Raw genomic sequence first — 23,448 nt, 5'->3', positions numbered from 1 at the left:
CATGTCCCTCAATTCCCGAATTTCTACTTCCCGGCTTTCAAACGCCGGCAGATCGCTTCAGCCATTTCTTTGGTGCCGACGGCCGTGGGGTCGTTGCGGTCCGGCTTAAGATCATAGGTCACGTCCTTGCCCTCGGCGATCACGGCCTTGACCGCGTTTTCCAGACGGTCCGCGGCCTGGTCTTCCTTGAGATGGCGCAGCATCAAAACGCCGGAGAGGATCGTGGCCGTGGGGTTGACCTTGTTCAGTCCGGTGTATTTCGGGGCGGACCCGTGCACCGGTTCAAAAAGGGCGATACCGTCCCCGATGTTGGCGCCGGGGGCGATCCCCAGGCCGCCGACCAAGCCCGCGCAGAGGTCGGACACGATGTCCCCGTACAGATTCGGCAGGACCAGCACGTCATAAAGGTCCGGTTTCTGCACGAGCTGCATGCACATGTTGTCAACGATCACGTCCTGGGACTCCACGCACCCTTCGTATTCCTTGGCGACTTCGCGGCACGTCTTTAAAAAAAGTCCGTCGGTGAATTTCATGATGTTGGCTTTATGGACGATGGTGACCTTCTTGCGCTTGTGCGCCACGGCGTACTCAAAGGCGTACTTGGCGATGCGGCGGGAACATGTCACCGAGATGGGCTTGATCGAAATGGCGGAATCCTCGCGGATTTTCCGTGGTTGCAAACCATTGATGTCCTTGATGAGCTGCCTGGCAGGGTCCGTTCCGATGTCAAATTCGATACCGGCGTAAAGGTCCTCCGTGTTCTCGCGGAAGATCACGAGATCCACGTTCTTGACGATGGTCTTGACCCCGGGATAGTATTTGCACGGCCGCACGCAGGCGTAAAGGTCCAGCGCCTGGCGGAGCTGGACGTTGACGGAACGGAACCCCGTGCCGATGGGCGTGACGATGGGGCCCTTGATGGCGACTTTATTTTTGCGGACCGAGTCCAGCGCCGCGTCCGGCAGGGGCGTTCCGAATTTTTTGATGGCGAATTCGCCGACGGGATGCTCTTCCCACTCGATCTTGACGCCGGTGGCGTCAACGCACATTTGCATGGCCGCGGCGACTTCGGGCCCGATCCCGTCTCCGGGAAGAACGGTAACGCGGTAAGACATGGCGCGATCCTTATCCTGTGCTTACTTGTGTTTTGGGGGGGTCGTGTTGAGCAACTGCTTGAACTCATCGCGGTTCTTCACATGGTCCAGCGCGGTCTCCATGGTGATCTTGCCGTCCTGAAACAACCTTTGAAGAGCCTTGTCCATCGTGTGCATGCCGAACGCGCTGCCGGTCTGGATGGCCGTGGGGATCTGCTCGATCGCCTGTTCGCGGATCAAGTTGCGGATCCCGGGCGTGGCGATCATGATCTCGGTGCACAGGATGCGCCCCTGCCCGTCGGCCTTCGGCAGCAAAAGCTGCGAGGCAACGCCTTGAAGCGCGGAGGCCAGCTGGAGCTTCACCTGCTGCTGCTGGTGCGGCGGGAAGACGTCGATGATGCGCTCGATGGTCTGCGGGGCATCGGGCGTGTGCAGGGTCGCGAGGACTAAATGGCCGGTCTCGGCGGCGGTCAGCGCCGTGGAGATAGTCTCCAGGTCGCGCATTTCTCCGACGACAATGACGTCCGGGTCCTGGCGCAGACAGCGCTTGAGCGACTCGGCGAACGAATGCGTGTCGCTGTAGACCTCTCTCTGCTTGATGATGGATTTTTTGTTGAAATGGATGTATTCGATCGGGTCCTCGATGCAGATGATCAGGGCCTCTTTTTCTTCGTTGATCAAATTGATCATGGACGCCAGCGTCGTGGTTTTTCCCGTCCCGGTCGGTCCGGTCAACAGCACGAGCCCGTTCGGCTTGCGGGCGAGATCCGCCATGATGGGCGGAAGCCCCAGTTCCTGCATGTTCGGGATAAACAGCGGGATCCTCCGGAACGCCGCTTCTACCGCGCCGCGCTGCATGTGGATATTCACGCGAAAGCGGTCCATCCCCGAAAGCGCGAGCGAAAAATCCAGTTCCTTGTCCTGCTCGAACTTTTCCTTCTGGCTGTCGGTCAAAATTCCGTAAATCATCTTTTTGAGGGCTTCGCGGCTTAAAGTTTCCTTGCCGGCCAGGGTAAGGCGGCCGTCGATTCTCAGGACGGGAGGGGTATCGTAGGTCAGGTGGAGGTCTGAGGCGCGTTTCTGAATAGACATCAGCAGGAGATCTCGGAGTTCCATCTTAGCCTCTCTGGGGTTGCCGAAAGGGGTCGCGCCCGGTCCGGCTGAGTCTTTTTAAATCTTGGCCTTGATATTTTTGATCCACCCGTCGATGCGCCTGACGCCTTCCTGGATCCGGTCCATGGACGTGGAAAAGCTCAAACGGATCCATCCGGGGGCGCCGAAGCCGTCGCCGGGGATGACGGCGACGTTGACGTCATCCAAAATGCGCTTGGCGATGGCCTCCGTGTTCCCGACCGAGGAAAAATCGCAGAACAGATAAAAGGCACCGCCGGGACGCACATAAGAAATCTGCGGGATGGCTCCCACAGCCTTCATCATCGCGTCACGCCGCTTCTGAAACTCGTTGCGCATGGCCACCACGCTGTCTTCCGGGGCCTTCAGCGCCTGCAGGGCGGCCACCTGGCTGATGGACGTGGGGTTGGACGTGGAGTGGTCCTGGAATTTTTTCACGTAATCCATGATCTCCGCCGGTCCGGCCGCGTAACCGATACGCCAGCCGGTCATGGCGTAGGCCTTGGACACGCCGTTGACCGTGATCGTCAGATCGAAAATCTCCTTGCCCAGGGCGCCGATCGATGTGAAGGTTTCGCCGTCGTAAACCAGCTTTTCATATATCTCGTCGCTTAAAACATAAATCCTGTTCTTGGCGCATACTTCGGCGAGGGCTGTGATCTCTTTTTGGGAATATAAAACGCCGGTCGGGTTAGACGGCGAGTTGAGGAGGAAGAGTTTTGTCTTTTTCGTGATACTGCCGTCCAGCTGCTCTGCGGTGATCTTGAAATTATTCTCGCGGGAAGTTTGAACAAAACGGTTGACGCCGCCGGCGGCCTTGACCATTTCCGGATAGCTCACCCAGTACGGGGCCGGAATGATGACCTCGTCCCCGTCGTCGACCAAGACCTGGATCACGTTGTAAAGGGAATGTTTGGCTCCGCAGGAAACGGCGATTTGGCCCGGCTTGTAGGTCAGCCCGTTGTCTTTCTGGAATTTGGCAGAGATGGCATCCCTGAGCTCCTGGGTGCCCGTGCTGGGAGTGTATTTGGTGAAGCCGCTCTTGATGGCTTCGATGGCCGCCTGCTTGATCGGCTCCGGCGTGTCGAAATCGGGTTCCCCGCCGGCAAAATTAACGACATCTCGGCCCTGGGCCTTCAATTCCTTGGCCCTGGCCGTGATGGCCAGCGTTGAGGACCCGATGAGATCCCTGATCCGCCGATTGACTTTCAAGGCAGAAGTCTGCATATCTTTTGGAAGATTGAGAGCTTCCAGCATCGCAAAATCGCCGAATGGTTACAGAATCTTATTCCGAAGGCTTTTTAAAGATCCCCCGGATACCTCCGCCCAAGCCCCTCTTTTCCTGCTTGCCCTGGTCCTTGGGGGCAATTTTCTTCTCGAAGGGTTTTTCAACCTTGGGGGCCGCTTTCTTCTCAACCTGGGGTTCCTTGACCGCGGTCTCGACCGGCTTGGCTTCGATGTCCTTGGTCTTGGCGACCGCCTGGGATTTGGGCTTGCTGATGATCGTTTCGTCTTTCTCGGTCAGTTCCAAATACACCATCTGTGCGTTGTCGCCCCGGCGGTTCGCGAGCGTGATGATCCTCGTGTAGCCGCCGTTGCGGTTCTTGAAACGCGGAGCGATTTTATTAAAGAGGTCGCTGACAACCCCGTGGTCGCAAAGGATCGAAAACGCATGCCTTTTTTGGGCCAGCTCGCCCTTTTTGCCGAGCGTGATCAATCGTTCGACAAGCCTGCGGGCCTCTTTGGCCTTCGCCTTTGTCGTGCAGATCCGCTGGCGGACCAGCGTGGCCTTGGCCAGGTCACGGAGCGTGGCCTTGAGCAAACTGGAGTTTCGTCCCAAGCGGGTCCCGGAGTATCGGTGTTTCATGTCATTAGTCTTTCTTTAACTTTTTGGGATCGACCTTCATCCCGAGCCCCAAGCCCATGACCTTCAACAGGTCATTGATCTCGCTCAATGATTTTTTTCCGAAATTGCGGAAACTGAGAAGTTCGGACTCCGACTTCTTGACCAGGTCCGCGATCGTTTTGATGTTGGCGTCCCGCAGGCAGTTGGCGCTGCGGACGGACAGCTCCAATTCCGAGATCGGCAGGCGGAGTTTTTCATAAAGGGCCTGCTCCTCGATGGAGATCTCTTCCTCTTCAACCTCTTCCTCCGGAAGCTGGCCGTAACTCACGAATACGTCCAGATGGCGCTGGAGGATGTTGGCCCCGTACAGGAGGGCTTCCTTCGGGTTGATGCCGCCGTTGGTCCAGATCTCGACGACCAAGCGGTCGTAATCGGTCCTCTGTCCCACGCGGGTGTTCTCAACGAAAAAGTTCACTTTGGTGATCGGCGTGAAGATGGAATCCACCGGAACGGTCCCGACCGGCGTGCCTTCCTTCTTGTTCTGCTCCGCGGGCACATATCCGCGGCCGCGCGACACCTCCAGCTCCATGTTGAACGGGATGTCCTGGGTCAGGGTCACGACATGGTGATCGGGATTGATGATCTCCACGGTTTCATCGCAGATGATGTCCTTGGCGCGGATGGGGCCCTTTTGGTCCTTCTTGATATAAACCGTCTTGGGGACCTTGGAATGCGACTTCACGATAATCCCCTTCACGTTCAGGACCATATCCGTCACCGATTCCAAAACGCCCGGGATCGTGGAAAACTCGTGCTGAACGCCGTCAATGCGGATCGCGCTCACCGCGCTGCCTTCAATGGAGGACAACAGGATGCGTCTCAGGGAATTCCCCAGCGTCACACCGTATCCGCGTTCAAACGGCTCGGCAATGAATTTGCCGTAAGTCGCGATATAAGACGACTCGTCACAATCCAGCCTTTTGGGCATCTGAAAATCTCGCCATTTAACCCCCATGTTCTCCTCCTAAATTGGTGATGAGAGACGATTATCTCGAATAAAGCTCAACGATCAACTGCTCGTTGATGGCGTAGCCGATGTCCTCGCGCTCCGGCAGACGCGCGACCTTGCCTTTGAAATGGTCAGGATCGGCGGCCAGCCAGGCGGGAACGGTCCTGCTCTTTGAGGCCTCAATGTTTTCCTTGACGGCCTTGAGCCCCGTGTTCTTGAACTTCAGGGAAACCTCGTCGTTGGGCTTGACAAGATACGATGGGATGTTCACCCGTCTGTCGTTCACGCACGTGAAGCCGTGGCTGACCAGCTGGCGCGCTTCCTGGCGCGACGTGGCAAACCCCAGTTGAAAGATCACGTTGTCCAGGCGGCGCTCCAGGAACTGCAGAAGCACATGGCCCGTGACCCCTTTGCTGCCGACGGCCTTGGAAAAATACAGGCGGAACTGCTTCTCCATCAGCCCGTAAATGCGCTTGAGTTTCTGCTTCTCGCGCAGCTGGATACCGAAGTTCGAAAGTTTGGTGCGCTTGGTGCCGTGCTGGCCGGGAGCATAATCTCTCCGCTCAAACGCGCACTTGTGGGTGTAGCAGCGCGCGCCCTTGAGGAAAAGCTTTTCCCCTTCGCGTCGGCACAGCCGGCATTTTGAGTCCAAATCTTTTGCCATCTATCAGATTCCTTTCTTCCTTTACACGCGGCGTTTCTTGCGCGCACGGCATCCGTTATGAGGCATCGGTGTCACATCCCGAATTGACGTGACCATCAGCCCCGCGGCCTGGATAGCCCGGATGGCGGACTCGCGGCCCGACCCCGGTCCCTTGACCAAAATATCAACCGTCTGCAACCCGAGATCCCTGGCCTCCTTGGCGGCCGTTGAAGCGGCGACCTGCGCGGCGAACGGGGTGGATTTCTTGGAACCGCTGAACCCCACCTTGCCGGGGCTCGACCAGCTGAGGATGTTCCCCTGCTTGTCGGCGATCGAAATGAGCGTGTTGTTGAACGTCGCCTGGATATGGACGATGCCCGCGGTGACCCCCTTGAGCGAACGTTTTTTCGCTTTCTTCTCTTTACGTGTCGGTTCCTGCGATGCTGGTGTTGGATTATTGGCCATGTCGTGTCCTTATCCGTTTCGTTATCAGATCCTTACGCCCCGGGTTTTACGATGCGCCCGACCATTGATTTGCGCCCCTTGCGGGTCCGGGCGTTGGTCCTTGTCCTCTGCCCGCGGGACGGCAGCCCTTTACGGTGACGCAGGCCGCGGTAGGCGCCGCTGTCCATGAGGCGCTTGATGTTCTGCTGGACGTCGCGGCGAAGGTCGCCTTCGGTCACATAATTGTTCTGGACGATCGCCGTGATCCTGGAAATCTCTTCTTCCGTGAGGTCTTTGGCCCTGCGGTTAACGTCCACCTGGGCCTGGGTCAGGATTTTCCGGGCCGTCGAGGGGCCGATCCCGTAAATGTACGGCAACGCGGCCTCAATCCGCTTTTCCCTGGGGATGTCCACACCTAAGATTCTTGGCATTGCTGGTTCTCCTGTTGTGTCATGGATCCCGGCTGCCCCGCTTCGCGGGGCACATCGCCGGGACTAATTCCGACATTGGCTTGCGACACTTCGTTCCGCAAGTCAAGCCGTCATTAGCCCTGCCTCTGTTTATGCTTGGGATTGGAACAGATAACCCTCACGACGTTTCTGCGCCGGATAATTTTACACTTGCTGCAAATCCTTTTAACCGAAGATTTCACTTTCATGTTTTTGATCTTTCTGTTGACTCATCGGAACAACACGACGGATCACTTACACCGGAACGTGATGCGCCCGCGCGTGAGGTCATACGGGGACAATTCCACTTTGACCCGGTCGCCGGGGAGGATGCGGATGAAATTCATCCGGATCTTTCCGGAAATGTGCGCGAGAACTTTGTGCCCGCCATCCAACTCCACCCGGAACACCGCGTTGGGCAGTGCTTCATGAACAACACCTTCGACTTCAATCAAATCTTCTTTGGCCATTTTATCCCGTCAGAATTTCCGGCCCCTCGGCCGTGATGGCGATGGTATGCTCAAAATGGGCCGATGGCTTTCCGTCGCTGGTCACCACCGTCCACCCGTCTTCCAGAATCCGTGTCTGCCACGTCCCCAGGTTGACCATCGGCTCGATCGCTAGGACCATGCCTTCCGCCAGGACGGGTCCGTTATGCGGCGGGCCGTAATTGGGGATCTCGGGCTCTTCGTGCAGCGCCTTCCCGATCCCGTGCCCGACAAAATCCCTCACCACCGACAAGTGATTCGCCTCGACGTAACTCTGAACGGCGGACGAAATATCCGACACGTGGTTTTCCGGCTTGGCCTGCGCGATCCCGCGCCGCAACGCCTCCCGGGTGACATCCATCAATCTCTTCAGCTCGGCGCTGATCGGACCGACCCCGATGGTCACGGCCGAATCGGAATAATAATTCCCGTCGATGATCCCCACGTCCACCGAAACGATGTCGCCGTCGCGGAGGACCTTCTTGCCGGGGATCCCGTGAACCACTTCATGGTTCACCGACACGCAGGTGCTCGCGGGATATCCGCGGTACCCTTTGAACGCGGCCCGGACTTTTTCCTTTTGGATCAGCTTCTCCGCCAGGGCGTCCACGTCCCGGGTCGTCATCCCTGATGTTAAAGAACCGCTCAATGCCCTGATGATCGCCGCTAATTTCCTGCCCGCCTGCCGGAGGATCTCAACTTCTTCCGGAGACTTTATTTTGATGTGATGGTCTTTTTTCATCAAACATGCCCGCCAGCGACATCAGCAGATATTCAGAATCTTTATGCGCATCCAGGGTCTTGAGTTTGCCCTGGGTCTCGTAATATTTGACGATCGGCATGGTGCTCTTCAGGTAAACGTCCATGCGCGTCTTGATCGTTTCTTCGTTATCGTCGCTGCGCTGATAAAGCTCGCCGCCACACTGGTCGCAGACGCCGTTTGCCTTCGCCGGCCTGTTCTTGATATGATAGATCGCCCCGCATTTGCGGCAGACCCGGCGGCCCGTCAGGCGGAAAATAATGACCGGGAGTTCGGCTTCCATATAAAGAGCGGAATCGATCGGCTGGTTCAATCTCGTTAGAATCGCGTCCAAGTCCTTCGCCTGCTGCACGGTCCGGGGAAAGCCATCCAGAAGATACCCGCGGTCCAAATCCTGGGTTTTCGCCAGTTTGTTATCAATAAGCTTGGTGACCACTTCGTCCGGGACCAACTTGCCGGATTCGACATACTGCTGGGCTTCACTCCCCAGAGGGCTGCCGGCCTTGATCTCCTCGCGCAGGATATCCCCTGTCGAAAAATGGTACAGGCCGAACTTGTCCTTGATCAGCCCGGCGAGAGTTCCCTTGCCCACGCCCGGAGGTCCCAGAAGAACGGCCCTCATCGGCGCCCCCGTAGTTGCCCGGATTTCATAAAGCCCTCGTAGTTGTGCATCAAAAGGTGCGATTCGATCTGCTTCATCGTGTCCAGCATGACGCCGACCATGATCAGGACGCCCGTCCCTCCGAAAAAGGAGGCCACCAGATACGGGACCTTGAACGACGCCATGATCGCGTCCGGCATGACCGCGATCGCGCAGATGAACAGCGCGCCGGCCAGCGTGATCCGGGTCAAAACGAAATCGAGATAGTCCGCGGTCTGCGCGCCGGGCCGCACGCCGGGGATGAACCCGCCGTGCTTCTTCATGTTCTCCGCGACATCAACGGGATTGAAAACGATCGCCGTATAGAAATAACAAAAAAAGACGATTAAAAATCCGTACAACAGGTAATACGACCATCCGCCGCGCGTCAGGACCGAGCCCAGCCACTGGAAAAAGGGATGCAGGATGAAACTCGCCAGCGTGGCCGGGAACAGGATGATCGACTGGGCGAAAATGATCGCGATAACGCCCGACGTGTCAACCTTCAGGGGGATATAGGTGCTCTGCCCGCCGTAAACCTTTCGGCCGACGATCCTCCGGGCATACTGCACGGGAATCTTGCGCTGGGCCTGGGTGATCAACGTGACCAGGATGATCACGCCGATCAAGAACGCAATCATGATGATCAGATGAAAAAGCTGAAGCTGAGCGGCCCCGGCCGTCTTGGCCGACATGAGCATCATCAGCATCTGCATGGCCTGCGGCCCGGAGGCGATGATCCCGGCGGTGATGATCAGGGAAATCCCGTTCCCGATCCCGCGCTCCTGGATCTGTTCACCCAGCCACATCAGCAAAAGCGTGCCGGCGGTCAGAGACAGGACGGTCACAAAACGAAATCCCCAGCCCGGGTCATTGACGACCTGCATGCCCTCAAAGGCCTGCTTCTCCAGCCAGAGCGCGATGAAAAAGGACTGCACCAGCGCCAGTCCCAGAGTCCCGTAACGGGTGTACTGGTTGATCTTCTGGTATCCGGCCTGGCCTTCCTTGGCCAGCTTCTCCAGGGACGGGATAATGGCCGTCAGAAGCTGAAGGATGATCGAACTTGAGATGTACGGCATGATCCCCAAGGCAAAAACGGTCATCTTTTCGACCGCCCCGCCGGAGAACATGTTCATCATGCCAAAGATCGTTCCTGTGTCGGTCGAGTTGAGCTTCTGAAACGCCGAGGCCAGCACCGAACCGTTCACGCCCGGCGTTGGGATAAAACACCCTACCCGGTAAACGGCGATGATCCCCAGCGTGAACAGGATTTTATTTTTCAGTTCCGGGATTCTAAAACAATTGGAAAAGGCTGACAATATCATGGAACGAATATCCCGTCCGCCCCCTCAAAGGGGCGCGAGAGGCCTACGATGGAGAGGCCGTCTCTTCCTGCTTCTTAAGGATCTCGGCCGTGACCGTTTCCAGTTTGCCGCCGGCCTTTTGGATTTTTTCCGCCGCCGTTTTCGAAAAACTGTAGGCGTGCACCGTCAACGCGTTCTTCAAATCCCCGTCGCCCAGGATCTTAAAAGGCTTGAAAATATTTTTGATGAGCCCCTTCGCCTTCAGGGTCCTGGCGTCGACGACGGATCCAGCCTTGAATTTCGTAAGCTCTTCCAGATTGACTTCCTGATAAACGAGCGGACGCTTGCTGCGAAAGCCCACTTTCGGCAGGCGCCGGATGAGCGGCATCTGGCCGCCTTCCAGCTGGCCAAGGATCCCGCGGCCCTTGCGCGCGTTCTGCCCTTTGTGTCCCTTGCAGCTCGTCTTGCCGTGGCCGGACCCGCGGCCGCGGCCCACGATCTTCCGTCTTTTGGTCGCCCCTTTAGGAGCCAGTAACTGATGGAGTTGCATTGTCTTCCTTACCCGTCGTTGGAATGTTGGAGACCGCTTTCAGGCGGTTCAATCCGTCGAACGTCGCTTTGACAACGTTGATCGGGTTGTTCGATTTATGGCATTTGGTCAAAATGTTTCTGATCCCGGCCCCGTCACAGACGGCGCGCACCGGACCTGCGGCGATGACGCCGGTACCTTCGGCGGCGGGCTTCAAAAGAACGGACGCGGCCCCGCACGTCCCGATGATCTCATGCGGGATCGTCGTGCCCTTGAGTGAAATGCGGACCAGGCGCTTCTTGGCCGCCGTGAGCGATTTCTTGATCGCCAAGGCCACTTCGCCGGCCTTTTCCAATCCATATCCCACGCGCCCCTTGCCGTCCCCGACGACCACCAGGGCGCTGAAATTCAAACGCTTGTTCCCCTTGGTGACTTTCGTGACGCGCTTGATCGTGATCACCTTTTCGACAAACTCCGACGGCGCGGCATCCCGCCTCGGCGCTGACGGTCTGCGGCGGGACTGGGAACGGGGTTCCCTTTCCCGGGTTGGTTCACGGGTTTCCGTGGGTTCGGCCGGAGCAACAACGGCATCCGGTTCAACGTCCGCAACTTCCGGGACCTTGACACCATCGATTTCCTGTGCCTTCGGCTTGATTTTCGCCGCTTTCTTGAGATTGTCTTCGCTCATTCCGTCTCCCTGTTCTATTCGAAAATTCTAATCCTTGACCCCGCGTGATCTGCTCGTCGAAAACCACACCTGCGGGGCTAATTCCTGCCTACCGGCAGGCGCGCAGATCATTAGAAAACAAGACCGCCTTCGCGGGCGCCGTCAGCCAGGGCCTTGATCCGGCCGTGATAGAGATACCCGCCCCGGTCAAAAGCGACCTCTTTGATGCCTTTTTTCTGCGCCAAAGCGGCGACGGCCCCGCCGAGGACCTTCGCGGCCTCGACATTGCCGCCGGCCTTGATCTTGCCGCGGACATCCTTGTTGAGCGTGGACATGCCGAAAAGGACCTTCTGGCTCACGTCGTCCACGACCTGCACATAAATGTTGCCCAGACTGCGGTGCACGCACAGCCGCGGACGCTGCGGGGTCCCCACGAGCTTCCTTCGAATGCGGTAATGGCGCGCCTTCCGCTTGATTTCACGTATTTTTGATTGGCTTTTCATAGCAACGGCCCCTGATTCAATTCCTTCAAGATTACTTGGTAACCGATTTCCCCTGCTTGCGTCTCACGTATTCTCCGGAATAGCGGATCCCCTTGCCCTTATACGGCTCCGGCGGCTTGATGCGCCGGATCTTGGCGGCCACTTCTCCGACGACGGCCTTGTCAAGCCCTTCGATCGTGATCGACGTCGGTTGCGGCACGGAGACTTTCACGTCCTTCGGGACTTCGAATTCCACAGGATGGCTGAATCCCAGGTTCAGGATCAGTTTCGTCCCCTGGATCTGGGCGCGGAACCCGACCCCCTGAATCTCCAGATCTCTCTTGTGTCCCTTGGAAACCCCTTCGATCATGCCCAGGAGAAGGGCGCGGAACGTGCCCTGGTTCGCCCTGGCCTGCTTGATGTCGCCGGTACGCGTGACCAAAAGCTGGGCGTCCTTCTGCTCGACTTGAATATAAGGGAGCATCTTCAGGGACATCTTGCCCTTGGACCCCTCCAGACGCAACATATCCTTTTCAATGGCGATCTTGACGTCCTTGGGCAATGCGACTGGAATTTTACCGATTCTCGACATCTGAGTATCCTTCTTAATGAAAGTTGGCAACCCGAATCAGGTTCTTACCATACGTGGCAGACAATTTCGCCGCCGACCTTGAGCTTGCGTGCCTCACGGTCGGTGATCACGCCTTTCGACGTTGAAATCACGGCCGTCCCCAGCCCGCTCAAGACGCGGGGAATTTCGTCGCCCGCGACATACACCCTCAACCCCGGACGGGAAATCCTCTTCAGCCCGATGATCGCGGGCCGCTTGCTTTCGTACTTGAGATACACCTTGTAAGATCCCTGGGTGTTGTTCTTTAAAAGCCGGAAATCCTCGATGTACCCGTCATTTTTCATGATCTCGAGGATCCTCCCGGTCATCTTTGACGCCGGGATCTCCACCGTTTCTTTCTTGGCATGGACGGCGTTACGGACATTCGTTAAAAAATTGGCGATCGTGTCAACGGACATTGGCTTTTCCTTTACCTTTTTTCTTTGATCACTCGCTGCGCTCGGGATTTTTATAGAATAGCGGTCCCGCGTATTCAACCCTTACCGCCGGTACTCACATCCTTTACGGCGGAGGCTACCGGAGTTAAGGCAATTACCAGCTGGCCTTTTTGATCCCGGGGATTTCGCCTTTCCAGGCCAGTTCGCGGAAACAGATACGACAAATGCCGAACCGGCGCAAAAACCCTTTCGGCCTCCCGCACAATGTGCAGCGGTTATGCTGGCGGGCGGAAAATTTCGGTTTTTTCAGAGATTTGTTGATCAGACCTTTTCTTGCCATAACCTCAAACTCTTTCTTTCCTTGACAGGAACATTACGACTTGGTAAACGGCATCCCCAGCAGGCGGAGCACTTCGCACGTGCGGTCCTTGGGGCCCTTATCAAAAACGATGGAAATGTCCATGCCCTGCGTCCTCCCGAGCCGGCCGGTGTCGATCTCCGGAAAGATCGACTGGTCCGAGATGCCGAGGGTGTAATTCCCCTGCTTGTCGAACGACTTGCGGGACACCCCGTTAAAGTCGCGGATACGCGGCAGGGAAATATTGACCAGCTTATCCAAAAATTCATACATCCGGGTGCGGCGGAGGGTCACGCAGCAGCCCACCGGGGCGTTTTCCCTGAGCTTGAAATTGGAAATCGCCACTCTGGCGCGGCGAACGACCGGCTTCTGCCCGGTGATCATCGTCAATTCCTGGACGGCGCTTTCCATGATCTTGATGTCCTGGAGGGCTTCCCCGACCCCCATGTTCACAACGATCTTTTCAAGGCGGGGGAGCGCCATGGCGTTCTTGATCCCGAATTTCTGCTGGAGCTGCGGGACGACTTCTTCCTGATATTTTTTCATCAAACGGGGAACCATTGTCTATTCCTTTTCCTGCGCCGCGTTTCTGAAAACCCGCTCAGACGGCCTCGCCGCTTTTTTTGCTGATCCTGACCTTGGAGCCGTCCTTCAGGACCGAAACGCTGAAACGGGTCGGTTTGTTCGTTTTCTTGTCCACCAGCATCACGTTGGAAATGTGGATCGGGCGCTCGACTTCCAAGAACCCGCCCTGCTGATCCTGCTGGGTCCGGCGCTTGGCCTTCTTGATCATATTCACGGCCTCGATCACCACCCGGTCCTCTGCGGAAATGACACGGATGACCTTGCCGATTTTTCCTTTATCCTTGCCGGTGATGACCATCACCCGGTCGTTTTTCTTGATGCGCAGCATGTCAAATGACCTCGGGGGCTAACGAAATGATTTTCATGAATTCCAAATTGCGCAATTCCCTAGCCACGGGGCCGAAGACGCGCGTCCCCTTCGGGTTCCCGCCGTCATCGATGATCACGATGGCGTTGGTGTCAAAACGGACATAGCTTCCGTCGGCCCGGCGGATGGGCATGCGCGTGCGCACGATCACGCCCTTGGCCTTTTCGCCCTTCTTGAGCGCGGCGTCGGGGGCCGATTCCTTGATGTTGACCTTGATGATGTCCCCGATCTGGGCCCAATGGCGGCCCTTCCCCTTGAGGACGCCGATCATAGAGGCCTTGCGGGCCCCGGTGTTGTCGGCCACGTCAAATACGGATTTCATTTGCAGCATAAGTCCTTCCTCCCCCCGGACACTGGCCTCCGGGGCGGGCGGCCGTTAGGCCCCGCGCTTCTTGATCACTTCGCAGATGATCCAGCGCTTGTCTTTCGATAACGGACGGGTCTCCATAATCCGGACAAAATCACCTGTCTTGGTGGCGTTCTGCTCGTCATGCGCCTTGTATTTGGCCGCGCGCCGGATCGTCTTTTCGTATTTAGAATGCTTGGAAGCCCAGCGGATCTGAACCACACGCGTCTTGTTCATCTTGTCGCTGACGACTTCCCCTGCGAGGAATTTGCGTCTGTTGGTCCGGGTGGTCATGTCTTCTGAGTCTTTCTCTGGTTAAGCAGGGTTAAAATCCTGGCGATATCCCGCCGGAGAAGCTTGTATTGGGCCGGTTTCTCCACGCGTCCCATTTTTTTCTGGTAATCAAGCTCGAAAATGCTCTTCTTGAACGCTCTTTCCTTCTGCAACAATTCTTCGGAGCTGAGGGCTTCCAGTTCTTTCATTTTCATGGCATCAACCTCGTAATCTCATTATCCCTGTTCCGCAATCATTCGCTCGCAAGCTCGCTCATGCTTCACAGGGTTAATTCGCACAGCAACTTGCGTTCACTTCGTTCCGCAAGTTGCGTACTCATTAATGCATCGTCGCACGGGTGACGAACTTTGTCCGGATCGGCAGCTTAAAGGCGACCAGACGGAACAGCCGCTTGGCGAACTCTTCAGGAACGCCGCCCAATTCGCAAATGATGACGCCTCGGTGGATCGGAGCGACCCAGTGATCCAGATCGCCTTTCCCTTTTCCCTGCCGGGTTTCCGGCGGTTTTTTCGTGACCGGCTTGTACGGAAACACCTTGATCCAAAATTTTCCTGCGCCGGCGGATTTTCTGGCGACGACGACACGGCAGGCCTCGAGGTGGTTGGAACGGATCAAACCGTTCTCCAGGGCCTTCAGCCCGTATTCCCCGAAAAGCAACCGGTTCCCGCGGGTGGCGAGACCCCGGACCTTTCCCTTCTGGGCCTTGCGGTATTTGACTCTCCTGGGTATCAACATGACGGCTTCACTCCGTTATCGGCTTTCACAAATTTGCGGAAACCGGAATTATTTTGCGGGCGCCAGCGTTCGTTTCTTCTCGCGGATGATATCACCCTTGTAAACCCAGCACTTCACGCCGATGATCCCGTAGGTGGTCCGGGCTTCGGCAAAACCATAATCCACGTCCGCTCTCAAAGTCATCAAAGGAATCGATCCCTCCCGGTGGGTTTCCCGACGGGCCATTTCCGCCCCGCCCAAACGTCCCGAGACGCTGATCTTGATCCCTTTGGCCCCGCTCTGCATGGCCTGCTCCACGGCGCGCTTGATGGCGCGGCGGAAAATGACGCGCTTCTCGAGCTGAAAAGCCACGTTCTGGGCCACCAGCTGGGCCTCGATGGCCGGATTCTTGATCTCGATCACATCGACATCGATTTCTTTCTTGGAAATGGCTCTCAGCTCTTCCTTGATCCGGGTCAAATCCGCCCCGCGCCGGCCGATGATGACACCGGGACGGGCGGACGCGATCTTGATCTTGGTCTGCTCGGCCAGGCGCTCGATGTTGATGTACGAGACGGCGGCCTGGGAGAACTTCGCCTTGATGAACTTGCGGATATTGAAATCCTCAACGATGTTGTGCTTGTAATCTTTTTTGTCCGCATACCAAAGGCTGCGCCAGTTGCGGTTGACGCCGATTCTCTGAATAAATGGATGAACTTTTTGTCCCACGTTTGACCCCTTATCTCGTAATGAGATCCAATTCAATCTTAAGATGCGTTGTCCTCTTTAAAATCGGCGTGGCCCGCCCGAACGCCGCGGGACGGAACCGCTTCCACATCGGACCGCCGTTGGCGACAATCTTGGAAATGAAAAGCTGGTCCTCGCTCAACCCTTTTTGCTTGGCATTGCTGACCGCGGAATTGAGGACCTTGGCGATCATCCCCGTGCACCCCTTGTTGACCTGGGTCAAAATGACCTTGGAGGAAGAAATGTCCTTCCCGCGGATCAGGTCGATGACCTGGCGCATTTTCATCGGGGAAACTCTCATATAACGTCCATGGGCTTGAGCAATCATGGGTAACCTCTAAAAATCCTTTTTCCTTAGGTCTTGTCCGGGGACTTCTTGGCCTTCACGCCGCCGTGCTTGCGGAACGTGCGGGTCGGGGCAAAATCGCCGAGCTTATAACCGACCATGTTCTCGGTGATGTAAACCGGCACATGCTTACGGCCGTCGTAAATCGCGATCGTCATGCCGACAAATTCCGGAACAACGGTCGAACGGCGCGACCAGGTTTTGACAGGCTGTCTCTGCCCCGAGGACGCCATCCTCTGCACGCGCTTCATCAACGCTTCTTCGACAAAAGGGCCTTTTTTGACTGATCTTGTCATATTTACTTCGTCCTTCTTCTAACGATCCACTTGTTGGAATATTTTTTGGGCGTCCGGGTCCGGAGACCTTTGGACTTCTGCCCCCACGGGCTCACCGGATGAGGGTTTCCCTGCGGGGCCTTGCCCTCGCCGCCGCCGTGCGGGTGATCAACCGGGTTCATCGCGACGCCGCGGACATGCCCTCTACGGCCCAGCCAGCGGTTCCGGCCGGCCTTGCCGACAGAGATCGAATCGTGCTCGACGTTGCCCATCTGACCGATGGTCGCGCGGCAGTCCAAACGGAACTTCCGGACCTCGCTCGACGGCATGCGGACATGGGCGTAATCGCCTTCCTTGGCTAAAATCTGGGCTGAAACTCCGGCGGAACGGGCGAACTGCCCGCCGTTGCCGGGAAGGATCTCGATATTATGGATGGCCGTCCCCAGCGGGATGCGGCGGATCGGCATGCAGTTACCGGCCACAATTTCGGCTTCCCCCGTGATCGTGCTGACCACTTTTTCGCCGACCTTCAGCTCCAGAGGAGCCAGGATATACGATTTCGTCCCGTCCGGATAACGCACCAGGGCGATCCGGGCCGAGCGGTTGGGATCATATTCAATGGCGACCACTTCGGCTTCCTGATCCAGCCGGTCACGCTTAAAGTCCACCAGGCGGTACATCCTTTTATGCCCTCCGCCGCGGAATCTCATGGTGATCCGGCCGTAACAGTTGCGGCCGCCGCTTTTCTTGAGCGGCTTCAAAAGGGCCTTTTCCGGCTTGCCTTTGGTGATCTCCCGGAAATCCGAGATCACCGTGTGCCGGAGACCATTCGTCGTTGGTTTGAATTTTTTAAGTCCCATATTTCTCTCTCATCTTTCAACCCGGCTGCCCTCGGCGCTTCACAGGGCAATCGGCCGGGGTTAATTCGGCCAGCAAACTTATGTCGTCCCGCTTCGCGGGACTTCCATAAGCTTGGGCCTCATTAACTCACTTCGATTTTCTGCCCTTCCCTCAAGGTCACGACCGCCTTTTTCCAGTCCGTCGTGTATCCGAATTCCTGGCGGACCCTTTTGCGCTTCCCCGGCACCACGGTCGTGTTGACCGCCTGGACCTTGACCTTATAAATCTCCTCGACAGCCCTTTTGATCTGTATTTTGTTGGCCTTGCCGGCGACCTTAAACAGGTACTTGCGGTCGGGCTCGAGCGAAGTCCCTTTTTCGGTGCGTAGCAGAGTTTTGATCACATCGTAGGCGACAGCCATGGCCGTTTATCCTTCAATACGCTTTAACAGTTTATGGAACGCCGTCTTGGTCACCAGCAACCTCTTGTTCCGCAAAATATGATACGCGTTTACGTCCTCGGAACGCATCAGCTGGAACCGGTCGATATTACGGCTGGCCAGTCTCACGCTGTCATCGCAGCCGTCGAGGATCGCCAGGATCTTCCCCTTGAGCTTCAGGGCGTCCAGAATTTTCGCAAAGTCCTTGGTCTTGGAAATTTTTTCTTTCAACTCAATCAGGCAGAACAGGTCGTTGGACTTGAACTTGGCGTTCAGACTCTCCCGCAGCGCGGTCTTGCGGGCGCGCTTGGGGATATCGTAACCGAAATCCCGGGGATGCGGACCGAACACGGTCCCGCCGCCGTGCCACAGAGGAGAACGGATGGACCCGGCGCGGGCGCGGCCCGTGCCCTTCTGGCGGAACGGCTTCTTGCCGCCGCCGGAGACATAGGCGCGCTCTTTGGTGTTCAAAGTCCCCTGGCGCTGCGAGGCCTGGTACATGACAACGGCCTGGTGAAGGACCTTTGTATTCAACGGGGCCTCAAAAATTTCCTTCGGGAGATCCAGGGCCTCGGTTTTCTTTCCCTGCTTGTCCAGAATGGGAAGTGACGACATGTTACTTACCTCCCTTGGCCGCCGGAGCCGCCTTGCCGCCCTTGGCCGCAGCCTTGCTCTGCTTCATCGGATTGCGCTTCACTTCGGCGACAGCCTTCTTCTCGTCAAGCGACTTGTAGGCCTTTTTCTTGGAACGGTTGATCACGACGTAATTCTTCTTAACGCCGGGGACAGCGCCCTTGATCAAAAGCAAATTTTGATCAATCATGACCTCTATGACCCGGAGCCCCTGGACCGTAACACGCTCGGCGCCCATATGACCAGGCATGTGCTGGCCCACCAGGGTACGTGACGGCTCGGCGCTCTGGCCGATCGAACCGACCCGGCGGTGATGCATGGACCCGTGCTTGCCAGGACCGCCGGACCAGTGCCAGCGCCTCATACCGCCCTGGAAACCCTTGCCCTGCGAAATCCCGGTGACATCCACGTAATCCCCCGGCTTAAAAATATCGGCCGTGATCATCTGGCCGACTTTATAATCCTTGTTATCGCTCGAATCCACTTCTTTGATGACGCGCACAGCCGAAACGCCGGCCTTTTTAAACAAACCCTGCTCAGGCTTGCGCACCAGCGACTCGCGCTTCGCGTCAAAACCTAGCCGCACCTTGACCGGAGCCTCTTTGAGCTGCAGGATGCAGCAAGGGCCGGCCTCGACGACCGTGACGGGGATGATGTTCCCGTCCTTGTCGAAGACCTGCGTCATTCCAATTTTTCGTCCGATCAAACCGCGTATCATGGGATATCCTTACTGCTTGATTTCGACGTCAACACCGGCGGGCAGGTTCAGTTTGCGCAAGGCCTCCACCGTCTTGGCGGACGGCTCAATGAGATCGATGAGGCGCTTGTGGATCGCCAAGTGGAACTGCTCCCGCGACTTCTTGTCCACGTTCGGAGAGCGAAGCACCGTGTACAATTCCTTCTTGGTCGGAAGCGGGACAGGGCCGGCCACTTTAGCGCCGGTCCGGATCGCCGTGTCCACAATTTCCTGCGCCGACTGGTCAATCAGCCGGTGATCATAAGCCTTTAACTTGATTCTGATTTTTTGCATACAAAAAACTCTCTTCTGATGAGCCGGTAGGCTCACCGCATACCGGGCAATTCCGATCCGGTTGCCTTATTTGATGATTTCGTGGATGACGCCTGCCCCGACGGTACGGCCGCCTTCGCGGATCGCGAAACGCAGCTCTTTGTCCATAGCGACCGGGGTGATCAACTCGATGACCAGCTCCACGTTGTCGCCGGGCATGCACATCTCAACACCGGCCGGCAACTCTGCCGTTCCGGTCACGTCCGTCGTGCGGAAGTAGAACTGGGGTTTATATCCCTTGAAGAACGGGGTATGGCGCCCGCCTTCCTCTTTGGTCAAAATGTAAACCTGCGCCTTGAATTTGGTATGAGGCGTGATCGAACCCGGGGCGGCCAAAACCATCCCGCGCTCGATGGTGTTCTTGTCCATCCCTCGCAGCAGAAGCCCGACGTTATCCCCGGCAAAGCCCTCATCGAGCTCCTTGCGGAACATTTCCACACCGGTGATAACCGTCTTCTGGACCGCCGGACGAAGCCCGACGACCTCAACTTCTTCGCCAACGTGGCACTTCCCGCGCTCGATCCTTCCCGTGGCGACGGTTCCGCGGCCGGAGATGGAAAAGATGTCTTCCACGGCCATGGAGAACGGCTTGTCCAGGTCGCGCTTGGGTTCCGGGATATAATCGTCAACCGCCTTCATCAGATCGAGGATCGGCTGGATATGGGCCGCGTCCTTCGGGTTGCTCAACGCATCAAGGGCGCTCCCTTTGATGATCGGGGTCTTGTCGCCGTCAAACTTGTATTTGGTCAGCAGGTCGCGAACTTCGAGCTCGACGAGGTCGAGCAGTTCCTTGTCCTGGACCTGGTCCACTTTGTTCATGAAAACGACGATCTGGGGCACGTTCACCTGGCGGGCCAGGAGGATGTGCTCGCGGGTCTGGGGCATAGGACCGTCGGCGGCGGACACGACCAGGATCGCGCCGTCCATCTGGGCCGCGCCGGTGATCATGTTCTTGATGTAGTCCGCGTGGCCGGGACAGTCGATGTGGGCGTAATGCCTCTTGTCCGTCTCGTATTCAAGATGGGAGATATTGATCGTAACGCCGCGCTCTTTCTCTTCCGGAGCGTTATCGATCGAGTCATAGGACCGTGCCTGAGCCAAACCCCTGCTGCTCAACACGGTGGTGATCGCGGCGCTCAGGGTCGTTTTCCCGTGATCGACGTGACCGATGGTCCCGATGTTGAGGTGCGGTTTGTTACGGATGAATTTTTCCTTAGCCATGACTGTCCTCCCGTTTTCTGGATTTCGTGAGATCCGATTTCGGTTGAATGGGTATAAAGTTATTTCTTGCCGGCAGCCTCTTGTCGGGCTCCCTTGATTTTCTCTCCCAAGTGGTGCGGAACCTCTGCGTAAAAAGCCGGCTCCATCGAGAACGACGCGCGTCCCTGGGTCAACGACCTCAGCGCGTTTGCGTAGTTGAACATCTCTGCCAACGGAACCTCGCAGCGGGCTGTTTTCAGTTTGCCTCTGGTGCCGAGCTCAACGATCTTGGCGCGGCGGGTGTTCAAATCTCCGATGACGGACCCCATATAATCCTCGGGGACCGTGCACTCCAAACCCATGATCGGCTCGATAAAAACAGACCCTCCCCGGCGCAGGCCTTCCTGGAGCGCATACTTCGCGGCCAACTGGAACGCCAGCTCGCTGGAATCGACTTCGTGATAAGACCCGTCGACCAGCGTCACGGTAAAATCGGAGACCGGATAACCGGCCAGGATCCCGGTCTGGGCGGCGGTGCGGATGCCTTCTTCAATCGGCTTAAAATATTCGCGAGGAACCGAGCCGCCCTTGATCTTGTTGATAAAGACAATGCCCTTACCCTTCTCGCCTGGCTCAACATCGATGATGACATGCCCGTACTGGCCGCGGCCGCCGGTCTGGGTGATGAATTTCCCTTCAATTCCGGAAACCTTCTTGGTGATGGCCTCACGGTAAGCGACCTGCGGACGGCCAATGTTGCATTCCAGGTTGTGCTCGCGCTTCATGCGGTCAATGATGATTTCCAAATGGAGTTCTCCCATGCCGGAAATGATGGTCTGCCCGGTTTCATGGTCGTATTTCACGCGGAGGGACGGATCCTCGTCCAAAAATTTACGGAGAGTAAAGCCGAGCTTGTCCTGGTCGGCCTTGGTTTTCGGCTCGATGGCCATGGACACGACCGGCTCCGGGACGTTCATCCTCTCAATGACGATGTGGTTCTCATCGTCGCAAACGGTGTCGCCGGATTTGCTGTCCTTGAGCCCCACCAGGGCGACAATGTCCCCGACCTCGACAAAATCAACGATTTCCTGCCGGTTGGCATGCATGACAACGATCTTCGAAACGCGCTCGCGGCACTTGCGGGTCGAATTGTAAATGGTATCGCCCTGCTTGAGCCGTCCGGAATAGATCCGGGTATAAAAAAGCTTTCCCACATACGCATCAGAAGCGATCTTAAAAACGAGACCCGCCAAGGGGGCCTCTTTGGTGACGGCTCGTTCAACTTTTTCTTCATTGTCGGGATTTACGCCTTGGAGCGGCGGGAGATCGAGGGGGGACGGGAGATAATCGCAAACAGCATCGAGGACAAGCTGCACACCCTTGTTCCTCAGGGCGGTGCCGACCAGGACCGGAAGGAATTTGCTCCTGACGACCTGGCGGCGGATGGCGGCCTTGAGCTCCTCGACCGCGACTTCTTTCTCCTCAACAAACTTTTCCATGATCGCGTCATCGACTTCGGCCAGTTTTTCAATCAGGATATGGCGATATTTCTTAGTGGCTTCCTGGAGAGCGGCGGGGATGGGATTTCTCTCCATCTCCTGCCCCTCGGTGTCCTTGTAAGTGACATAATCATTATGGACCACGTCCACGATGCCCTGAAATCTGTCTTCAGTCCCATCGGGGAAACAGATGCCGGCGGCGTGTGCGCCCAACCGCTCATGGATCTCGCTGAGAACGCGGTCAAAATCCGCGCCCAAACGGTCGATCTTGTTGACGAAAGCGATGCGCGGGACATGGTATCTGTCGGCCTGACGCCAAACCGTCTCGGTCTGGGGCTGAACACCGCTGCAGCCGCACAGGACGATAACGGCGCCATCCAGGACCTTCAGCGAACGCTCGACCTCAACGGTAAAATCCACGTGGCCCGGGGTGTCGATGATATTGATCTGTTTGTCCCTCCAGAAACAGCGCGTGCTCGCCGAAGTGATCGTGATCCCGCGCTCCTGCTCCTGCGGCATCCAATCCATGGCGGTGTTGCCGTCATCAATGTTGCCCAGCTTGTGAATGACGCCGGCGTAATACAGGATCCGCTCGGTCGTCGTCGTCTTTCCGGCGTCGATATGAGCGATGATTCCGATGTTGCGCAGATCTTTTAAGGGGACTTGGACAGCCATTTAATTTACCACCGTAAGTGGGCAAAGGCCTTGTTGGCCTCGGCCATTTTGTGAGTTTCGTCGCGCTTCTTGATCGCCGCGCCTTCGGCCTTGTAAGCGGCCACAAGCTCGTCGGCGAGCTTAACGGTCATGGGTTTGCCCTTCTTCTTGCGGGCGAAATCACGGATCCAGCGCATGGCCAGGGAATTCCCGCGGTTCACGTTCACCTCGATCGGGATCTGGTACGTGGCCCCGCCGACGCGGCGCGGCTTCAGCTCCAGCCGCGGGCGGATGTTGTCGATGGCCCGGTTGAACGCCTTGATCACCTGGTCCTCCTGGGACTTTTGCTTGAGGATGTCCAGGGCGTCGTAAACGATTTTCTCGGCCGTCGTCTTTTTGCCCTTGGTCATCAGGACATTGATAAAACGGGCAAGCAACTGGCTCCCGTACTTGGGATCCGGTGGGGTCTCGCGTTTTTCAGCTTTTCGTCTTCGCATATTCTCCTGCCAGGATAGCGTCTTATTTCTAATATTTTTTTATAGCGATACCAAAAAATTTCCCTTGGAAGAATTCCCTGCTTCGGGTATC

Annotated in this window: 34 protein-coding genes and 2 pseudogenes; all 36 read right to left on the bottom strand. The window is 56.9% G+C overall.

The window, feature by feature from the left end:
- Positions 1-23 precede the first annotated feature (23 nt).
- Complete coding sequence (locus Q8Q08_07485) at positions 24-1,115, bottom strand: isocitrate/isopropylmalate dehydrogenase family protein (protein MDP2653856.1); 1,092 nt, start codon at positions 1,113-1,115, stop codon at positions 24-26.
- A gap of 21 nt (positions 1,116-1,136) precedes the next feature.
- Positions 1,137-2,210 carry a PilT/PilU family type 4a pilus ATPase gene (locus Q8Q08_07480; GenBank protein ID MDP2653855.1) on the bottom strand — a complete coding sequence of 358 codons (1,074 nt, stop codon included), beginning with the start codon at positions 2,208-2,210 and terminating at the stop codon, positions 1,137-1,139.
- Positions 2,211-2,264: 54 nt separating this feature from the next.
- Entirely contained in the window at positions 2,265-3,452 is a 1,188-nt protein-coding gene (locus Q8Q08_07475) for a pyridoxal phosphate-dependent aminotransferase (protein MDP2653854.1), read from the bottom strand.
- Between the two features lie 58 nt (positions 3,453-3,510).
- Positions 3,511-4,092: a 50S ribosomal protein L17 gene (gene rplQ / locus Q8Q08_07470; protein ID MDP2653853.1), complete on the bottom strand. Its 582-nt coding sequence runs from the start codon at positions 4,090-4,092 to the stop codon at positions 3,511-3,513.
- Positions 4,093-4,096: 4 nt separating this feature from the next.
- A complete protein-coding gene (locus tag Q8Q08_07465; GenBank protein ID MDP2653852.1) occupies positions 4,097-5,086 on the bottom strand; it encodes a DNA-directed RNA polymerase subunit alpha in 990 nt (329 codons plus the stop codon).
- Positions 5,087-5,117: 31 nt separating this feature from the next.
- Positions 5,118-5,744: a 30S ribosomal protein S4 gene (gene rpsD / locus Q8Q08_07460; protein ID MDP2653851.1), complete on the bottom strand. Its 627-nt coding sequence runs from the start codon at positions 5,742-5,744 to the stop codon at positions 5,118-5,120.
- A 21-nt stretch (positions 5,745-5,765) separates the two neighbouring features.
- Positions 5,766-6,188: a 30S ribosomal protein S11 gene (rpsK, locus tag Q8Q08_07455; GenBank protein MDP2653850.1), complete on the bottom strand. Its 423-nt coding sequence runs from the start codon at positions 6,186-6,188 to the stop codon at positions 5,766-5,768.
- Positions 6,189-6,220: 32 nt separating this feature from the next.
- The gene (rpsM, locus tag Q8Q08_07450; GenBank protein ID MDP2653849.1) at positions 6,221-6,598 is read right to left on the bottom strand and encodes a 30S ribosomal protein S13; all 378 of its coding nucleotides are present in this window, start codon (positions 6,596-6,598) and stop codon (positions 6,221-6,223) included.
- Positions 6,599-6,711: 113 nt separating this feature from the next.
- The gene (rpmJ, locus tag Q8Q08_07445; GenBank protein ID MDP2653848.1) at positions 6,712-6,825 is read right to left on the bottom strand and encodes a 50S ribosomal protein L36; all 114 of its coding nucleotides are present in this window, start codon (positions 6,823-6,825) and stop codon (positions 6,712-6,714) included.
- Between the two features lie 42 nt (positions 6,826-6,867).
- The gene (gene infA / locus Q8Q08_07440; protein MDP2653847.1) at positions 6,868-7,086 is read right to left on the bottom strand and encodes a translation initiation factor IF-1; all 219 of its coding nucleotides are present in this window, start codon (positions 7,084-7,086) and stop codon (positions 6,868-6,870) included.
- A 1-nt stretch (position 7,087) separates the two neighbouring features.
- The gene (gene map, locus Q8Q08_07435) at positions 7,088-7,846 is read right to left on the bottom strand and encodes a type I methionyl aminopeptidase (protein ID MDP2653846.1); all 759 of its coding nucleotides are present in this window, start codon (positions 7,844-7,846) and stop codon (positions 7,088-7,090) included.
- On the bottom strand, positions 7,800-8,486 hold the full coding sequence (locus Q8Q08_07430; protein ID MDP2653845.1) for an adenylate kinase: 687 nt from the start codon (positions 8,484-8,486) through the stop codon (positions 7,800-7,802). The genes map and Q8Q08_07430 overlap by 47 nt, the downstream gene beginning before the upstream one ends.
- On the bottom strand, positions 8,483-9,829 hold the full coding sequence (secY, locus tag Q8Q08_07425) for a preprotein translocase subunit SecY (protein MDP2653844.1): 1,347 nt from the start codon (positions 9,827-9,829) through the stop codon (positions 8,483-8,485). Before secY ends, Q8Q08_07430 begins: the two co-directional genes overlap by 4 nt.
- Positions 9,830-9,872: 43 nt before the next feature.
- Positions 9,873-10,358 (bottom strand): 50S ribosomal protein L15, encoded by a 486-nt coding sequence (gene rplO, locus Q8Q08_07420; GenBank protein MDP2653843.1) that lies wholly within the window; start codon positions 10,356-10,358, stop codon positions 9,873-9,875.
- Positions 10,330-10,821: pseudogene (rpsE, locus tag Q8Q08_07415) on the bottom strand (30S ribosomal protein S5). The gene rplO and the pseudogene rpsE overlap by 29 nt, the downstream one beginning before the upstream one ends.
- Before the next feature lie 314 nt (positions 10,822-11,135).
- On the bottom strand, positions 11,136-11,507 hold the full coding sequence (rplR, locus tag Q8Q08_07410) for a 50S ribosomal protein L18 (GenBank protein ID MDP2653842.1): 372 nt from the start codon (positions 11,505-11,507) through the stop codon (positions 11,136-11,138).
- 31 nt (positions 11,508-11,538) lie between these two features.
- Positions 11,539-12,078, bottom strand: coding sequence for a 50S ribosomal protein L6 (gene rplF / locus Q8Q08_07405; protein MDP2653841.1), 540 nt, complete (start codon positions 12,076-12,078; stop codon positions 11,539-11,541).
- Positions 12,079-12,122: 44 nt separating this feature from the next.
- Positions 12,123-12,515 carry a 30S ribosomal protein S8 gene (rpsH, locus tag Q8Q08_07400; GenBank protein MDP2653840.1) on the bottom strand — a complete coding sequence of 131 codons (393 nt, stop codon included), beginning with the start codon at positions 12,513-12,515 and terminating at the stop codon, positions 12,123-12,125.
- A 133-nt stretch (positions 12,516-12,648) separates the two neighbouring features.
- Positions 12,649-12,834: a type Z 30S ribosomal protein S14 gene (locus Q8Q08_07395; protein ID MDP2653839.1), complete on the bottom strand. Its 186-nt coding sequence runs from the start codon at positions 12,832-12,834 to the stop codon at positions 12,649-12,651.
- 33 nt (positions 12,835-12,867) lie between these two features.
- Positions 12,868-13,413 carry a 50S ribosomal protein L5 gene (gene rplE / locus Q8Q08_07390; protein ID MDP2653838.1) on the bottom strand — a complete coding sequence of 182 codons (546 nt, stop codon included), beginning with the start codon at positions 13,411-13,413 and terminating at the stop codon, positions 12,868-12,870.
- 40 nt (positions 13,414-13,453) lie between these two features.
- Complete coding sequence (rplX, locus tag Q8Q08_07385; GenBank protein ID MDP2653837.1) at positions 13,454-13,762, bottom strand: 50S ribosomal protein L24; 309 nt, start codon at positions 13,760-13,762, stop codon at positions 13,454-13,456.
- Positions 13,763-13,766: 4 nt separating this feature from the next.
- Positions 13,767-14,135 (bottom strand): 50S ribosomal protein L14, encoded by a 369-nt coding sequence (rplN, locus tag Q8Q08_07380; GenBank protein ID MDP2653836.1) that lies wholly within the window; start codon positions 14,133-14,135, stop codon positions 13,767-13,769.
- A 45-nt stretch (positions 14,136-14,180) separates the two neighbouring features.
- Positions 14,181-14,444 carry a 30S ribosomal protein S17 gene (gene rpsQ, locus Q8Q08_07375; GenBank protein MDP2653835.1) on the bottom strand — a complete coding sequence of 88 codons (264 nt, stop codon included), beginning with the start codon at positions 14,442-14,444 and terminating at the stop codon, positions 14,181-14,183.
- Positions 14,441-14,638 carry a 50S ribosomal protein L29 gene (rpmC, locus tag Q8Q08_07370; GenBank protein MDP2653834.1) on the bottom strand — a complete coding sequence of 66 codons (198 nt, stop codon included), beginning with the start codon at positions 14,636-14,638 and terminating at the stop codon, positions 14,441-14,443. Before rpmC ends, rpsQ begins: the two co-directional genes overlap by 4 nt.
- Positions 14,639-14,762: 124 nt before the next feature.
- Positions 14,763-15,179, bottom strand: coding sequence for a 50S ribosomal protein L16 (gene rplP / locus Q8Q08_07365; GenBank protein ID MDP2653833.1), 417 nt, complete (start codon positions 15,177-15,179; stop codon positions 14,763-14,765).
- Between the two features lie 48 nt (positions 15,180-15,227).
- Positions 15,228-15,887 (bottom strand): 30S ribosomal protein S3, encoded by a 660-nt coding sequence (rpsC, locus tag Q8Q08_07360; GenBank protein MDP2653832.1) that lies wholly within the window; start codon positions 15,885-15,887, stop codon positions 15,228-15,230.
- A gap of 10 nt (positions 15,888-15,897) precedes the next feature.
- Positions 15,898-16,233, bottom strand: a complete 336-nt coding sequence (gene rplV, locus Q8Q08_07355) for a 50S ribosomal protein L22 (protein MDP2653831.1) — start codon at positions 16,231-16,233, stop codon at positions 15,898-15,900.
- 26 nt (positions 16,234-16,259) lie between these two features.
- A complete protein-coding gene (rpsS, locus tag Q8Q08_07350) occupies positions 16,260-16,547 on the bottom strand; it encodes a 30S ribosomal protein S19 (GenBank protein ID MDP2653830.1) in 288 nt (95 codons plus the stop codon).
- Positions 16,548-16,549: 2 nt separating this feature from the next.
- Complete coding sequence (rplB, locus tag Q8Q08_07345; protein ID MDP2653829.1) at positions 16,550-17,386, bottom strand: 50S ribosomal protein L2; 837 nt, start codon at positions 17,384-17,386, stop codon at positions 16,550-16,552.
- Positions 17,387-17,508: 122 nt separating this feature from the next.
- Positions 17,509-17,787, bottom strand: a complete 279-nt coding sequence (rplW, locus tag Q8Q08_07340) for a 50S ribosomal protein L23 (GenBank protein MDP2653828.1) — start codon at positions 17,785-17,787, stop codon at positions 17,509-17,511.
- 6 nt (positions 17,788-17,793) lie between these two features.
- The gene (rplD, locus tag Q8Q08_07335; GenBank protein ID MDP2653827.1) at positions 17,794-18,420 is read right to left on the bottom strand and encodes a 50S ribosomal protein L4; all 627 of its coding nucleotides are present in this window, start codon (positions 18,418-18,420) and stop codon (positions 17,794-17,796) included.
- Positions 18,421-18,559: 139 nt separating this feature from the next.
- Positions 18,560-19,156 (bottom strand): annotated as a pseudogene (rplC, locus tag Q8Q08_07330) (50S ribosomal protein L3).
- A gap of 9 nt (positions 19,157-19,165) precedes the next feature.
- On the bottom strand, positions 19,166-19,468 hold the full coding sequence (gene rpsJ, locus Q8Q08_07325; GenBank protein MDP2653826.1) for a 30S ribosomal protein S10: 303 nt from the start codon (positions 19,466-19,468) through the stop codon (positions 19,166-19,168).
- A 66-nt stretch (positions 19,469-19,534) separates the two neighbouring features.
- Positions 19,535-20,728, bottom strand: coding sequence for an elongation factor Tu (tuf, locus tag Q8Q08_07320; protein ID MDP2653825.1), 1,194 nt, complete (start codon positions 20,726-20,728; stop codon positions 19,535-19,537).
- A 59-nt stretch (positions 20,729-20,787) separates the two neighbouring features.
- Positions 20,788-22,881, bottom strand: coding sequence for an elongation factor G (gene fusA, locus Q8Q08_07315; GenBank protein ID MDP2653824.1), 2,094 nt, complete (start codon positions 22,879-22,881; stop codon positions 20,788-20,790).
- Positions 22,882-22,886: 5 nt separating this feature from the next.
- Entirely contained in the window at positions 22,887-23,357 is a 471-nt protein-coding gene (rpsG, locus tag Q8Q08_07310; protein MDP2653823.1) for a 30S ribosomal protein S7, read from the bottom strand.
- Between the last annotated feature and the right edge of the window lie 91 nt (positions 23,358-23,448).

Source organism: Candidatus Omnitrophota bacterium (assembly GCA_030688425.1).
In the GTDB taxonomy this organism is placed as follows: domain Bacteria; phylum Omnitrophota; class Gorgyraeia; order Zapsychrales; family JANLHA01; genus JAUYIB01.
Note: the sequence above shows the minus strand (reverse complement) of the source record. Positions and strands in the feature narration are given on the sequence as shown.

Excerpts from the sequence above, each read along its gene's own strand:
- rplE (MDP2653838.1), bottom strand. The coding sequence starts at position 13,413 with ATGGTTCCCCGTTTGATGAAAAAATATCAGGAAGAAGTCGTCCCGCAG.
- tuf (MDP2653825.1), bottom strand. The coding sequence starts at position 20,728 with ATGGCTAAGGAAAAATTCATCCGTAACAAACCGCACCTCAACATCGGG.
- rpsH (MDP2653840.1), bottom strand. The coding sequence starts at position 12,515 with ATGTCCGTTGACACGATCGCCAATTTTTTAACGAATGTCCGTAACGCC.
- rpsG (MDP2653823.1), bottom strand. The coding sequence starts at position 23,357 with ATGCGAAGACGAAAAGCTGAAAAACGCGAGACCCCACCGGATCCCAAG.
- Q8Q08_07485 (MDP2653856.1), bottom strand. The coding sequence starts at position 1,115 with ATGTCTTACCGCGTTACCGTTCTTCCCGGAGACGGGATCGGGCCCGAA.
- rplD (MDP2653827.1), bottom strand. The coding sequence starts at position 18,420 with ATGTCGTCACTTCCCATTCTGGACAAGCAGGGAAAGAAAACCGAGGCC.
- rplP (MDP2653833.1), bottom strand. The coding sequence starts at position 15,179 with ATGTTGATACCCAGGAGAGTCAAATACCGCAAGGCCCAGAAGGGAAAG.
- rpmC (MDP2653834.1), bottom strand. The coding sequence starts at position 14,638 with ATGAAAATGAAAGAACTGGAAGCCCTCAGCTCCGAAGAATTGTTGCAG.
- Q8Q08_07430 (MDP2653845.1), bottom strand. The coding sequence starts at position 8,486 with ATGAGGGCCGTTCTTCTGGGACCTCCGGGCGTGGGCAAGGGAACTCTC.
- rplB (MDP2653829.1), bottom strand. The coding sequence starts at position 17,386 with ATGGGACTTAAAAAATTCAAACCAACGACGAATGGTCTCCGGCACACG.
- rplW (MDP2653828.1), bottom strand. The coding sequence starts at position 17,787 with ATGGCTGTCGCCTACGATGTGATCAAAACTCTGCTACGCACCGAAAAA.
- rpsK (MDP2653850.1), bottom strand. The coding sequence starts at position 6,188 with ATGGCCAATAATCCAACACCAGCATCGCAGGAACCGACACGTAAAGAG.
- rpsM (MDP2653849.1), bottom strand. The coding sequence starts at position 6,598 with ATGCCAAGAATCTTAGGTGTGGACATCCCCAGGGAAAAGCGGATTGAG.
- rpsS (MDP2653830.1), bottom strand. The coding sequence starts at position 16,547 with ATGACAAGATCAGTCAAAAAAGGCCCTTTTGTCGAAGAAGCGTTGATG.
- rplO (MDP2653843.1), bottom strand. The coding sequence starts at position 10,358 with ATGCAACTCCATCAGTTACTGGCTCCTAAAGGGGCGACCAAAAGACGG.
- Q8Q08_07475 (MDP2653854.1), bottom strand. The coding sequence starts at position 3,452 with ATGCAGACTTCTGCCTTGAAAGTCAATCGGCGGATCAGGGATCTCATC.
- rpmJ (MDP2653848.1), bottom strand. The coding sequence starts at position 6,825 with ATGAAAGTGAAATCTTCGGTTAAAAGGATTTGCAGCAAGTGTAAAATT.
- rpsD (MDP2653851.1), bottom strand. The coding sequence starts at position 5,744 with ATGGCAAAAGATTTGGACTCAAAATGCCGGCTGTGCCGACGCGAAGGG.
- rplN (MDP2653836.1), bottom strand. The coding sequence starts at position 14,135 with ATGCTGCAAATGAAATCCGTATTTGACGTGGCCGACAACACCGGGGCC.
- Q8Q08_07465 (MDP2653852.1), bottom strand. The coding sequence starts at position 5,086 with ATGGGGGTTAAATGGCGAGATTTTCAGATGCCCAAAAGGCTGGATTGT.
- rplR (MDP2653842.1), bottom strand. The coding sequence starts at position 11,507 with ATGAAAAGCCAATCAAAAATACGTGAAATCAAGCGGAAGGCGCGCCAT.
- rplQ (MDP2653853.1), bottom strand. The coding sequence starts at position 4,092 with ATGAAACACCGATACTCCGGGACCCGCTTGGGACGAAACTCCAGTTTG.
- rpsJ (MDP2653826.1), bottom strand. The coding sequence starts at position 19,468 with ATGCAAAAAATCAGAATCAAGTTAAAGGCTTATGATCACCGGCTGATT.
- rplV (MDP2653831.1), bottom strand. The coding sequence starts at position 16,233 with ATGATTGCTCAAGCCCATGGACGTTATATGAGAGTTTCCCCGATGAAA.
- rpsQ (MDP2653835.1), bottom strand. The coding sequence starts at position 14,444 with ATGACCACCCGGACCAACAGACGCAAATTCCTCGCAGGGGAAGTCGTC.
- secY (MDP2653844.1), bottom strand. The coding sequence starts at position 9,829 with ATGATATTGTCAGCCTTTTCCAATTGTTTTAGAATCCCGGAACTGAAA.
- fusA (MDP2653824.1), bottom strand. The coding sequence starts at position 22,881 with ATGGCTGTCCAAGTCCCCTTAAAAGATCTGCGCAACATCGGAATCATC.
- infA (MDP2653847.1), bottom strand. The coding sequence starts at position 7,086 with ATGGCCAAAGAAGATTTGATTGAAGTCGAAGGTGTTGTTCATGAAGCA.
- map (MDP2653846.1), bottom strand. The coding sequence starts at position 7,846 with ATGAAAAAAGACCATCACATCAAAATAAAGTCTCCGGAAGAAGTTGAG.
- Q8Q08_07480 (MDP2653855.1), bottom strand. The coding sequence starts at position 2,210 with ATGGAACTCCGAGATCTCCTGCTGATGTCTATTCAGAAACGCGCCTCA.
- Q8Q08_07395 (MDP2653839.1), bottom strand. The coding sequence starts at position 12,834 with ATGGCAAGAAAAGGTCTGATCAACAAATCTCTGAAAAAACCGAAATTT.
- rplF (MDP2653841.1), bottom strand. The coding sequence starts at position 12,078 with ATGTCGAGAATCGGTAAAATTCCAGTCGCATTGCCCAAGGACGTCAAG.